The 12788-nt window shown below is 58.7% G+C and carries 10 protein-coding genes; 4 read left to right on the top strand and 6 right to left on the bottom strand.

The features are described from left to right. The first annotated feature begins 6 nt into the window (after positions 1-6). From HX790_RS05005 to HX790_RS04995, 3 genes are all read left to right on the top strand, one after another. On the top strand, positions 7-915 hold the full coding sequence (locus HX790_RS05005; protein ID WP_099548518.1) for an OmpA family protein: 909 nt from the start codon (positions 7-9) through the stop codon (positions 913-915). A gap of 129 nt (positions 916-1044) precedes the next feature. Further along, positions 1045-2262, top strand: coding sequence for an argininosuccinate synthase (locus HX790_RS05000; protein ID WP_003208700.1), 1218 nt, complete (start codon positions 1045-1047; stop codon positions 2260-2262). A 635-nt stretch (positions 2263-2897) separates the two neighbouring features. Continuing rightward, positions 2898-3530, top strand: coding sequence for a response regulator transcription factor (locus HX790_RS04995; protein WP_017137044.1), 633 nt, complete (start codon positions 2898-2900; stop codon positions 3528-3530). Between the two features lie 85 nt (positions 3531-3615). Here the strand turns inward: HX790_RS04995 and HX790_RS04990 are convergent, their stop codons facing one another. From HX790_RS04990 to metG, 4 genes are all read right to left on the bottom strand, one after another. Then, positions 3616-3798 (bottom strand): PA3496 family putative envelope integrity protein, encoded by a 183-nt coding sequence (locus HX790_RS04990; RefSeq protein ID WP_017137045.1) that lies wholly within the window; start codon positions 3796-3798, stop codon positions 3616-3618. A gap of 107 nt (positions 3799-3905) precedes the next feature. Then, positions 3906-4544 carry an endonuclease III gene (nth, locus tag HX790_RS04985; protein WP_017137046.1) on the bottom strand — a complete coding sequence of 213 codons (639 nt, stop codon included), beginning with the start codon at positions 4542-4544 and terminating at the stop codon, positions 3906-3908. Positions 4545-4613: 69 nt separating this feature from the next. Continuing rightward, positions 4614-5582, bottom strand: coding sequence for an electron transport complex subunit RsxB (gene rsxB, locus HX790_RS04980; protein WP_138453760.1), 969 nt, complete (start codon positions 5580-5582; stop codon positions 4614-4616). Between the two features lie 244 nt (positions 5583-5826). Further along, positions 5827-7878: a methionine--tRNA ligase gene (gene metG, locus HX790_RS04975; RefSeq protein ID WP_017137048.1), complete on the bottom strand. Its 2052-nt coding sequence runs from the start codon at positions 7876-7878 to the stop codon at positions 5827-5829. 172 nt (positions 7879-8050) lie between these two features. Here metG and apbC point away from each other — a divergent pair, with 172 nt between their 5' ends. Then, positions 8051-9145 (top strand): iron-sulfur cluster carrier protein ApbC, encoded by a 1095-nt coding sequence (gene apbC / locus HX790_RS04970; RefSeq protein WP_176991307.1) that lies wholly within the window; start codon positions 8051-8053, stop codon positions 9143-9145. 496 nt (positions 9146-9641) lie between these two features. On the opposite strand, the gene fdxA is transcribed toward apbC, so the two are convergent. Together fdxA and mutS are read right to left on the bottom strand one after the other, a co-directional pair. Beyond that, a complete protein-coding gene (gene fdxA / locus HX790_RS04965) occupies positions 9642-9965 on the bottom strand; it encodes a ferredoxin FdxA (protein ID WP_003208688.1) in 324 nt (107 codons plus the stop codon). A gap of 142 nt (positions 9966-10107) precedes the next feature. Then, positions 10108-12699: a DNA mismatch repair protein MutS gene (gene mutS, locus HX790_RS04960; protein WP_170036383.1), complete on the bottom strand. Its 2592-nt coding sequence runs from the start codon at positions 12697-12699 to the stop codon at positions 10108-10110. Between the last annotated feature and the right edge of the window lie 89 nt (positions 12700-12788).

The raw sequence follows: 12788 nt of genomic DNA, 5'->3' as shown, positions 1-12788 counted from the left end.
CCTCCCGTGCGCCAGCATTATCTAGCCCTGCTCAGTGTGTTCGCCAGCCTGCCTGCGATGGCACTCACATTCCAGACACGTCTGGAGAATATTGAGTGGAAGGTGGAAGGCGACCAATTCGAGTGCCGCCTGGCCCAGCCGATCACCGATTTCGGTTCGGGTGAGTTTGTGCGCCGGGCCGGCGAGCAGGCGACATTTCGCCTGAAAGCCTATAGCGGCGCGCTCGGAGCGGGCTCGGCGACCTTGCTGGCTGCGGCGGCACCCTGGCAACCGGGCCGTGGTGATATCAACTTGGGCGCCGTGCGTGTTGGCAGTGGCGACGTGCTGTTCAACAGCTCCCAGGCCCAGGCCGGGCGTTTGTTCACGGGTTTGCTGGAGGGGCGTAGCCCGACGGTGCGGCATTACGGGCGTGAGGGCGGCTACTCGGAGGTCCGCCTGTTGCCGGTGAAATTCAACAAGGCCTTCAACGACTATCAACTGTGCACCACCAAGCTGTTGCCGATGAATTACGATCAGGTCAAACAGACTGAAGTCGGCTTCCCCGGCGGCGGTATCGAGCTGGACGCCGCTGCCAAGAAGAAGCTGGACGTGATTCTCGCGTTCATGAAAGCCGACCCGACGGTTAATCACGTCGAGCTCAATGGTCATTCCGACAACAGCGGTAACCGCCTGACCAACCGTGACGTCTCGCGCCGTCGTGCCCTGGCGGTGATGGACTACTTCAAGGCCAATGGCATTCAGGAATCGCAGATCACCCTGCGTTTTCACGGTGAAAGTTACCCACTGGCGCCCAATACCAATGCCGCCAACCGCGCCCGCAATCGTCGCGTGAATATTCAGCTCGAACGCGTGGCTGCCCCCGAGAAACCGGCACCCCAGGCCACTGGCCCGAGCAGCGCGGCACACACGTCATAAGGTGCGACCATCGGTCGCCCGCTCGACATAATCTGTCGCTTTATCTTCATTTGCTGTCGCGCCTCTGTAAATTCACGGTTTTGGTCGGTAGAATCGACGGCTTTCCGTACAACCCCGTGGAGTGATGGCATGGCCGACGTAAACAAGGTCGTTCTCGCGTATTCCGGCGGCCTGGACACTTCGGTGATCCTCAAGTGGCTGCAGGATACTTATAACTGTGAAGTGGTGACCTTCACCGCTGACCTGGGTCAGGGCGAAGAGGTCGAACCTGCACGTGCCAAGGCGCAAGCCATGGGCGTGAAAGAGATCTACATTGACGACCTGCGCGAAGAATTCGTCCGCGATTTCGTCTTCCCGATGTTTCGCGCCAACACCGTCTACGAAGGCGAGTACCTGCTGGGTACTTCCATCGCACGCCCGCTGATCGCCAAACGCCTGATCGAAATCGCCAACGAAACCGGCGCCGACGCCATTTCCCATGGCGCTACCGGCAAGGGCAACGACCAGGTGCGTTTCGAACTGGGCGCCTACGCGCTCAAGCCAGGCGTGAAAGTGATTGCTCCTTGGCGTGAATGGGACCTGCTGTCCCGTGAAAAGCTGATGGATTACGCTGAAAAGCATGCAATCCCGATCGAGCGTCACGGCAAGAAGAAGTCCCCGTACTCGATGGACGCCAACTTGCTGCACATCTCCTATGAAGGCGGCGTGCTGGAAGACACCTGGACCGAGCACGAAGAAGACATGTGGAAATGGACCGTCTCCCCGGAGAACGCTCCAGACAAGGCCCAGTACCTGGAACTGACCTACCGCAACGGCGACATCGTTGCACTGGACGGCGTCGAAATGACCCCGGCCACCGTGCTGGCGACCCTGAACCGTATCGGTGGCGAACACGGTATCGGCCGTCTCGACATCGTCGAGAACCGCTACGTGGGCATGAAGTCCCGTGGTTGCTACGAAACCCCAGGCGGCACCATCATGCTGCGCGCTCACCGCGCCATTGAGTCGATCACCCTGGACCGTGAAGTGGCTCACCTCAAAGACGAGCTGATGCCCAAGTACGCCAGCCTGATCTACACCGGTTACTGGTGGAGCCCGGAGCGTCTGATGCTGCAACAGATGATCGACGCCTCCCAGGTCCACGTGAACGGCGTTGTGCGCCTGAAGCTGTACAAGGGCAACGTGATCGTTACCGGTCGCAAGTCTGATGAGTCGCTGTTCGACGCCAACATCGCCACCTTCGAAGAAGACGGTGGCGCCTACAACCAGGCGGACGCGGCAGGCTTCATCAAGCTGAACGCGTTGCGTATGCGCATCGCCGCCAACAAGGGTCGCAAGCTGTTCTGAGTGCGACCCTCGTTGTAAAAATGGCCCCTAGTCCAAGGGGCCATTTTTTTTGCCTGCATATAAAGACGGGCGCATTTAAAAGCAAGCTGATGTTTAAACGCGGTCTGACTGTTTAAGGTTTGTTGAATGTTGAAGTTGAATTCGGCCGTTTCAGCGATGGCGTGTTTATTTCTGTACGGTTGAATGAATTTTTTACACCTGCACAGGAACTATGTCTTACGGAAAATTCACTACCTAAGTACAGCGAGTATGTAGGGCGCTGAAACTTCTGTAGGAAATAGGGATGTAAACAGGTATGTTGAATGGAACTAAATCAGTTGATTTCTTTTCAGCTGCTCACTGGCCTAGCTGCCATAAGCAAGGGGTATTTCCTGAAAGTCATGTGCGGTACATTTACCTCGTACCCATTCTGCGGCGTATATTTCACTCGAAATATGTATGGCCCCGGAAAGTTCTGAAGGGTTGCATAAAATTCCCTGCACCTGAGTTTGTGTTTTTTTGTAGGTTAATTCCTATATCGTTGTGGGTTGGGTCTCTGCTTGCTGTTGCTTGGGGGGGAGCGCTATGCCAACTAGGAAACGACTAGGCTATTGTGCTTGCTCTAAATAATTCGAACAGCGAAATTGGACTTTCTCATGAATAAAGTGCTGATCGTGGATGATCATCCCGTCATTCGACTTGCTGTGCGCATGCTAATGGAACGTCATGGTTATGAAGTCGTTGCCGAGACTGATAACGGCGTCGATGCGCTGCAACTTGCACGGGAACATATGCCGGACATTGTCATACTGGATATCGGGATACCCAAGCTCGATGGCCTGGAAGTTATCTGTCGGCTGGCGTCTACCAAGCAGGCTACACCCGTCAAGGTGCTGGTGCTGACGTCTCAGGCACCCGGCCATTTCTCCATGCGCTGCATGCAGGCGGGGGCGGCGGGCTACGTATGCAAGCAGCAGGACCTGACCGAGCTGCTGAGCGCCATCAAGGCTGTACTTTCCGGCTACAGCTATTTCCCCAACCAGGCGCTCAACTCGGTACGCTCGACCATGGGCAATGCCAGCGAGGCGGACATGGTTGAACGCTTGTCGGGTCGCGAGATGATGGTGTTGCAGCAACTGGCCCGAGGCAAAACCAACAAGGAAATTGCCGATGGCATGTTCCTGAGCAACAAAACCGTCAGCACCTACAAGACCCGCCTGTTACTCAAGCTCAATGCACGCTCCCTTGTGGACCTGATCGAGCTGGCCCAGCGCAACGGCCTCGTGTAGACGCGGTGCGGTTTTGCACCAAAAACCGAAAACCCGGCAAAAAAAAAGCCTCCGTCAGGGAGGCTTCCGGCCGTCAGCGCATCGATCAGAGGTCGAAGTCGTAATCGGCCAGTTGTTTTTGCAAGCGTCGCTCTTCCAACAGGTTGTCGATAGTGCGGCGTTTGCTCAAATTGGTCTTGGCCACCTCTGCCACAGGGGCGTCCCCTTCGTCTTCCGCCACATCAACGAGATCGTCTTCTACATCCAGTTGTTCTTTGCCAGTGCTCATAAGGTTAACTCCAGGCTAAGACTGCCGTTGGCGCTCCTTATAACGATAATCCACGAACGGGTAAAAAAGATTTTTTCAATCGACTGATCGAGAAAACCAATGAACCCTCAATCGTCCGAGGTTTTGTCCTTGTACTCGCACAGGTCTTCGATGCGGCAACTCCCGCAGCGAGGCTTGCGGGCCTGGCACACATAGCGCCCGTGAAGGATCAGCCAGTGGTGGGAGTCGAGCAGATAGGGCTTGGGCACAAACTTCATCAACTGCTTTTCTACCTCGACCACATTCTTGCCACGCGCGATGCCGGTTCGGTTGCTGACGCGGAAAATATGCGTGTCCACTGCCATGGTCAGTTGCCGGAACGCGGTATTGAGTACCACGTTCGCAGTTTTGCGGCCTACGCCGGGAAGGGCTTCCAGGGCTTCGCGGGTTTGTGGCACTTCACTGCCGTGCAGCTCAACCAACAAGCGGCAGGTCTCAATGACATTCTTGGCCTTGCTGTTGTACAGGCCGATCGTCTTGATGTACTCCGACAAACCCTCCACACCCAAGGCATAAATGGCCGCTGGCGTATTGGCCACTGGGTACAGCTTGGCCGTAGCCTTGTTGACGCCCACGTCCGTGGATTGTGCTGACAGGATCACCGCAATCAGCAACTCGAACGGCGACGAGTAGGCCAGCTCGGTCTTGGGTTCCGGATTGTCTTCATGAAACCTGCGGAAAATTTCCAGGCGTTTTGCAGCGTTCATGGGGCAGGTGGTTCCTTGCAGGCGATCAGCGCGATTGTAGTAATACACACAGCAGGGTTTAGCGCGGGTTTAAACGCTGTCATGAGTATCCACTTGGCGTTGTGCGTCATCGACTTTGCTTTGCGCCTCGGCCAGTTGCTGTGGAGTGGCGTTTAGATCCTGGGCTTTCTTCAATGCTGCGCGGTGCATGGCCAGCTGGATTTTAGCGCGCTTGAGATCGGCGCTGTTACTCGGTGCCGTTGCTGGCGTCGGTGTGCTCTGTACTTCCAGTGCGGCCAGCGCCTGCTCCGCTGCTTCGAACTGCTGTTGCAGCACGATCAACTGCGACTGCTGCTCAAAGGTCGGTGGATGTCCAAATGCCTTGAGTGATTTATGCAGTTGGGCGCGACTCATGGCAACGGTGATCTTGGCCTTCTTGACCGCTGTATCCCGGGCCGCCTGAGCGTCATCGGCTTGCACAGGGGCAACCGGCGGGGCCAAACGTTTAGCCCGCGCCAGGCGCTCGGCGAGTTTATGCGCTTCCTCGCGTTGCAGCCGCGCATTGCGTTGCTCAAAGCGCCGCCGCGCGCGGTCGCGCTTGAGGCCGCGCTCATGGCGTTGCCCATCATCGGCCGCCAGGCCGCCGACAATCGCCAGCACAGTGGTCGCTGGACGCATTTCAATGCAATCCACAGGGCAGGGCGCAACACACAGGTCGCAGCCGGTGCATTCATCCATGATCACGGTGTGCATCAACTTGGCGGCGCCGACAATCGCATCCACCGGGCACGCCTGGATGCACTTGGTGCAGCCGATGCATTCGGCTTCGCGGATGTAGGCGACCTGGGCCGGGGCTTCGCCACGACTGGTGTCCAGTTCCAACACCGGCACGCGCAACAGCTGGGCCAGGCCAGCAATGGTTTCCTGCCCTCCGGGCGGGCACTTGTTGATTGCCTCACCCAACGCGATGCCTTCGGCGTAAGGCTTGCAACCCGGATGCCCGCATTTGCCGCATTGGGTCTGCGGCAGCAGCGCGTCGATACGTTGAATCAAGTTCATGGGGTGATCATTGGTATGCCGGTTGAACAAACAGGGCCTGTAGTGGCGAGCGCGCGTTCTGTGGCGAGCGGGCTTGCCCCGCGTTGCGGCGCGGAGCGGCCCTTGGTACAGACACTCGGCTTAACAGGCCAAATGCGGCGACTTTATTGGGGCTGCTGCGCAGCCCAACGCGGGGCAAGCCCGCTCGCCACAGGCAGCCCGTTTGCCACGGGAGGCCCGCTTGCCGCAGACGGGCTTTGCAGGCTTACTTGATACGCTGACCCGGCTTGGCACCGCTGTCAGGGCTCAACAGGTAGATCTCTTCGCCGCCAGGGCCGGCTGCCATCACCATGCCTTCGGAGATGCCAAACTTCATTTTGCGTGGCTTGAGGTTGGCGATCATCATGGTCAGGCGGCCGTCGAGCTTGGAAGGATCCGGGTAGGCGCTCTTGATGCCGGAGAACACGTTACGTTGCTCGCCACCCAGGTCCAGGGTCAGGCGCAGCAGCTTGTCGGCACCCTCCACGGCCTCGGCCTTGACGATCAGCGCAACGCGCAGGTCTACAGCGGCAAAGGCGTCGAAGTCGATTTCTGCCGAGATCGGATCCTTGGCCAGCTCACCGTTACCGGCGGGCGCAGCCGAACCGGTGTCGGTCTGGCTGGCGACCAGGTCTTCTTTCGAAGCGTCGGTCATGGCCTGGACTTTGACCGGGTCAATACGCGTCATCAACGGCTTGAACTCGTTCAACTGATGGTTGCTGAGCAAGGTGGCGTGGTCGTTCCAGGTCAGCGGCGCGACGTTGAGGAACGCCTCGGCATCAGCGGCCAGCAATGGCAGCACCGGCTTGAGGAAGATTACCAATTGGCGGAACAGGTTGACGCCCGTGGCACAGATAGCCTGGACTTCAGCTTGCTTGCCTTCCTGCTTGTTCAGCGACCACGGTGCCTTGTCGGCGATCCAGGCGTTGGCGCGGTCGGCCAGGCCCATGATCTCGCGCATGGCGCGGGCAAAGTCACGGGCTTCATAGGCGTCGGCGATACTTGGCGCGGCGGCCAGGAAGGCTTCGGTCAGTTCCGGTGCGGCGTTTTCAGCCACCAGTAAACCGGCATTGCCCTTGTGGATAAAACCGGCGCAACGGCTGGCGATGTTGACCACTTTGCCGACCAGGTCCGAGTTGACCTTCTGCACGAAGTCTTCCAGGTTCAGGTCGAGGTCGTCGACACCACGGCCCAGCTTGGCGGCGTAGTAGTAGCGCAGGTATTCCGGCGACAGGTGGTCCAGGTAGGTGCGCGCCTTGATAAAGGTGCCACGGGACTTGGACATTTTCTGGCCATTGACCGTCAGATAGCCGTGCACGGCGATACCGGTCGGCTTGCGATAGCCCGAACCTTCGAGCATGGCCGGCCAGAACAGCGCGTGGAAGTTGACGATGTCCTTGCCGATGAAGTGGTACAGCTCGGCGGTGGAATCCTTTGCCCAGAACGCGTCGAAGTCCAGCTCAGGCGTGCGGTCGCAGAGGTTTTTGAAGCTGGCCATGTAGCCAATCGGCGCGTCCAGCCACACATAAAAGTACTTGCCCGGCTCGCCCGGGATCTCGAAGCCGAAGTACGGCGCATCGCGGGAGATGTCCCACTGCTGCAGGCCGCTGTCGAGCCATTCGGAGAGTTTGTTGGCCACGGCGTCCTGCAAGGTGCCGCTGCGGGTCCAGGTTTGCAGCATTTGCTGGAAATCCGGGAGCTTGAAGAAGAAGTGCTGGGAATCCTTGAGCACCGGGGTGGCGCCGGAGATTGCCGACTTCGGGTTCTTCAAGTCCGTCGGTGCATAGGTCGCGCCACATTTTTCGCAGTTGTCGCCGTACTGGTCTTCGGTGCCGCATTTAGGGCAGGTGCCCTTGATGAAGCGGTCGGCCAGGAACATTTTCTTTTCCGGGTCGAAATACTGGGTCACCGAACGCTGGTCGATGTGCCCGGCTTCCTTCAAGCGCAGGTAGATCTGGCTCGACAGCTCGCGGTTTTCTTCGGAGTGGGTGGAGTGGAAGTTGTCGAAGTCCACCAGGAACTCGGCAAAGTCGGCGCTGTGTTCAGCCTGCACATTGGCGATCAGTTGTTCCGGGGTGATGCCTTCCTTCTCGGCACGCAACATGATGGCCGAACCGTGGGCGTCGTCCGCGCAGACATAAATGCATTGGTTGCCGCGATGCTTCTGGAAGCGCACCCACATATCGGTCTGGATGTACTCAAGCATATGGCCAAGATGGATGGAACCATTGGCATAGGGCAGGGCGCTGGTGACGAGGATCTTGCGTGGCTCGGACATGGGGCTCGGCTACTTGATGAAACGGAGGTCGGCCACTATAAAGCGCCGGGAAATATATTTCACCCCGTGGTGCTGTTTCTGAATCTTCCCAGGTCTCGAAAGCATGCCGCTGGGCGGCCGGAACGGTTAGGATAGCCGCCTGTTTCAGTCAGTCTTTTTTCGGGAGTAGCCCATGAGCGCCGTCAATCGCGCAGCGGTGGAAGCCGTTCTTCGCCAGTACACCGACCCCTATTTGAACCAGGACCCGGTCAGCGCCGGCTGTGTACGTGCCATTGAAGTCCAGGGCGACCAGGTGTCGGTCCAGTTGGAACTGGGCTATGCCGCCGGTTTGTTCAAGAGTGGCTGGGCGCAGATGCTGCAAATGGCCATCGAAGGCCTGGAGGGCGTGCGTTCGGCCAAGGTCGACATCCAGTGCGTGATCGCCGCGCACAAGGCCCAGGCGCAGATTCCGGGCCTGGCCAACGTCAAGAATGTTATCGCCGTGGCCTCCGGCAAGGGCGGTGTGGGTAAATCCACCACTGCCGCCAACCTGGCGCTGGCGCTGGCCCGAGAAGGTGCGCGTGTGGGCATCCTCGACGCCGATATCTACGGCCCGAGCCAGGGCGTGATGTTCGGCATTGCCGAAGGCACGCGGCCCAAGGTCAAGGACCAGAAGTGGTTTGTGCCGATCGAGTCGTTGGGTGTAGAGGTCATGTCCATGGCCTTCCTCACTGATGACAACACGCCGATGGTCTGGCGCGGGCCGATGGTCTCCGGCGCCTTGCTGCAACTGGTTACCCAGACTGCCTGGGGCGACCTGGATTACCTGGTGATCGACATGCCGCCAGGCACAGGTGATATCCAGCTGACCCTGGCGCAAAAGGTGCCGGTGGCCGGTTCGGTAATCGTGACCACACCCCAGGACCTGGCGCTGCTGGATGCCAGAAAAGGCGTGGAGATGTTCCGCAAGGTCAACATCCCGGTGCTGGGCGTTGTTGAAAACATGGCGGTACACATCTGCTCCAACTGCGGCCACGCCGAGCATTTGTTTGGCGAAGGCGGCGGTGAGAAGTTGGCGACCCAATACGGGGTTGAGTTGCTGGCGTCGTTGCCGCTGGCGATGGAAATTCGTGAGCAGGCCGACGGCGGCAAGCCCACCGTGGCCGCAGAGCCCGATGGACCGATCGCTATGGTGTACCAGGAACTGGCCCGTCACGTGGGCGCGGGGATCGTCCTGCAGGAAGCCGCAGCACCGGCAATGCCGACCATCACCGTCAGCGACGACTGAACCTGCTGAAGGAAAACAGCCTCGGCGTTGTCGGGGCTTTTTTATGCCTGCCGATCAGTCAATGGTTCCGAATCATGCGTTTGCGCAATTGCGCGTGTAAGCATTTGCTTACTTTTTCGTAAGTGTTTGGTTTTTTTACCGGGCATGTCCATCTCGAAACGGTGAACGAATTTTCTATCCATCTGAAAAATAACAATTATTTATACTTGAATGAGCGTTCAAGTCTGTCAGCCGATCACTTGGATCCCGTTGAACTTCCCCCGGAACTCTCTAAGATCAGCCCTGTGTCCACGGATTGGCACAGCCATCAAGGAACGATGGTTGAAGGAACGTCGCAGGATGCGATTCATCAGGATGATGAAAAGGAATACAGGGACTAGGGAAAAAATGTGGGCGGGTCATACCGCCCCTTTTTTTGCCTGCAGAAAAGTGAAACCGACCACCCAGAAACGCAAAAAGGCCCGCAAGGGGCCTTTTTTATTGGGCGGCGGCGCTTTCAGCGCTCGAGGTCTGCAATCTTACCTTTCTTGCCATCCCACTCCGCTGCATCAGGCATCGGATCTTTGCGCTCAGTGATGTTCGGCCAGATTTCCGCCAGCTCGACGTTCAACTGAATGAATTCCTGCATCTCTGCCGGGACTTCGTCCTCGGAGAAAATAGCGACGGCCGGGCATTCTGGTTCACACAGGGCGCAGTCGATGCACTCATCCGGGTGGATAACCAGGAAGTTCGGGCCTTCGTAGAAGCAGTCCACCGGACACACTTCGACGCAGTCGGTGTACTTGCACTTGATGCAGTTGTCGGTAACGACGAAGGTCATTTCTAATTCTCTCCTCAGGCGGCGGCAGCGAAACCCTTTGTGGCAGGGCTCGCGAGGTTCGGGAGCGATAGTCTGCAGGCCAGGCTAATAACCCGCAGCATCCCAAACCGCGCGAGAGTCTACCAGCTTGCAAGCCTGTGCGTTATATCCGAACTTGCAGTGCATATAACATTTCGAGCGCTTTACGCGGCGTCAAGCCGTCCAGGTCAAGCTTTGCCAACTCATCCAGCACCGGATGGGGCAGGCTGGCGAACATATCACTCTGGTGCGGCGCGCTGGGTTTGGCGTTGGTTTTGGCCGGGCTTGCTACCGGAATCTCATGGGGCAGGGCGGTTTCTTCCAGGCGGCTCAGGTGTTCGCGGGCACGGCTGATGACTTGCGCGGGAACCCCCGCCAACTGCGCCACGGCCAGGCCGTAACTCTGGCTCGCCGGCCCCGGCAGCACGTGGTGCAGGAACACGATGCGCTCGTTGTGCTCAGTGGCATTGAGGTGCACGTTGGCCACCAACGGCTCGCTTTCGGGCAATACCGTCAGCTCGAAATAGTGCGTGGCAAACAGCGTATAGGCGCGCAAATGCGCCAAACGCTCGGCTGCCGCCCATGCCAGCGACAGACCATCGAAGGTGCTGGTGCCGCGTCCCACTTCGTCCATCAGCACCAAACTGCGTTCGGTGGCGTTGTGCAGGATGTTGGCGGTTTCGCTCATTTCCACCATAAATGTCGAACGCCCACCGGCCAGGTCATCACTGGAACCGATCCGGGTGAAAATGCGGTCCACCAGCGACAACTCGCAACTGGCTGCCGGCACAAAGCTACCGATGTGCGCGAGCAACACGATCAAGGCGGTCTGGCGCATGTAGGTGGATTTACCACCCATGTTGGGACCGGTGATCACCAGCATGCGCGTGTCGTCATCCAGCGACAGGTCGTTGGCCACAAACGGCGTGGTCAATACCTGCTCCACCACCGGGTGGCGCCCCTGCACGATGCGCATGCACGGCTCACTGACGAAACGCGGGCAATTGAGGTCAAGGTTCAGCGCACGTTCGGCCAGGTTGCTCAGCACATCCAGTTCCGCCAGGGCGGCGGCGGTGTCTTGCAGCGGCGCCAGGCGGCTGATCAAATCTTCGAGCAACGCTTCATACAGCATCTTTTCGCGCGCCAGGGCACGGCTCTTGGCCGACAGTGCCTTGTCTTCAAACTCTTTGAGCTCCGGCGTAATGAAACGCTCGGCGCCCTTAAGGGTTTGGCGACGCTGATAGTCAATCGGCGCCGACTCGGCCTGTTTGCTCGGCAACTCAATAAAGTAGCCGTGCACGCGGTTGTAGCCGACCTTCAAGTTGGCCAGGCCGGTGCGGGCTTTTTCGCGGGCTTCCAGGTCAATCAGGAACTGCCCGGCGTTTTCGCTCAGCGATTGCAGCTCGTCCAGCTCGCTGTCGTAACCGGTTTTAAGCACGCCGCCGTCACGGATAATCGCCGGCGGGTTGTCGATAATGGCTTTTTCCAGCAGCGCCGCGAGGTCCGGGTAAGTGCCGGCCGTGACGGCGAGTTGTTGCAGGTGCGGCGTGTCCAGCTCGGTCATCGCCACTTGCAGCTGCGGCAGCGCGCTCAAGGCATCGCGCAGGCGCGCCAGGTCACGTGGCCGCGCATTGCGCAGGCCAATTCGCGCCAGGATGCGCTCGATATCGCCGATTTCCTTGAGCTGCGGCTGCAGGTTTTCAAAACGATAGCGATCCAGCAGGCAAGTAATCGATGTCTGGCGCGCTTGCAGCACGGTCAGGTCGCGCAGCGGACGGTTCAACCAACGGGTCAGCAAACGGCTGCCCATGGCCGTCTGGCAACGGTCGACCACTGATTGCAGGGTGTTATCGCGGCCACCGGCCAGGTTGGTGTCCAGCTCGAGGTTGCGACGGCTGGCGCCATCGAGCACCACGGTGTCATCCAGGCGCTCATGGCGCAGGCTGCGCAAATGCGGCAGGGCGGTGCGCTGGGTTTCCTTGGCATAGCTGAGCAAGCAACCGGCAGCGCCGATGGCCAGGGTCAGGGTTTCGCAGCCGAAGCCTTTAAGGTCCTGTACCGAGAACTGCTGGCACAGACTTTTCAGCGCCGTGTCGCGCTCAAAGTCCCACGGCGCACGCCGCTTGGTCCCACGACGCTTTTCCGCCGGCAAATCCTTGGGCCAATCATCCGGAATCAACAACTCCACCGGGTTGATGCGTTCCAGTTCCGCCAGCAGGTTCTCCCAGCCCTTGATCTCCAGCACACTGAAGTTGCCACTGGTGATATCCAGCACCGACAGGCCAAACAAACGCTCATCGCCCAGCACTGCTGCGATCAGGTTGTCACGACGCTCATCCAGCAACGCCTCATCACTCACCGTGCCCGGCGTGATAATGCGCACCACCTGACGTTCCACCGGCCCTTTGCTGGTCGCCGGGTCGCCGATCTGCTCACAGATCACCACCGACTCGCCCAACTTCACCAGCTTGACCAGATAACCTTCCAACGAATGGTAAGGAATCCCACACATCGGAATCGACTGCCCCGCCGACTGCCCGCGCGCGGTCAGGGTGATGTCCAGCAGCTTGGCGGCCTTCTTCGCGTCTTCGTAGAAGATCTCGTAGAAATCGCCCATGCGATAGAACATCAACTGATCAGGGTGCTGGTTTTTGAGGCGCCAGTACTGCTGCATCATCGGGGTGTGGGAGGACAGATCGGAGGTGTTTTTACTCATCAGATAGTTAGCAAATTCGTTAAAAGGAGTGGGGCAAAGATGGGGCACTTGGCCCTGCTAATTTTGCGATGGCGGCAAGGTTAACACGC

This window comes from Pseudomonas sp. IPO3747 (assembly GCF_013385245.1).
GTDB classification, from domain to species: Bacteria; Pseudomonadota; Gammaproteobacteria; order Pseudomonadales; family Pseudomonadaceae; genus Aquipseudomonas; species Aquipseudomonas edaphica.
The sequence above is the reverse complement of the archived record's forward strand: the minus strand, read 5'-3'. Positions and strand labels throughout refer to the sequence as shown.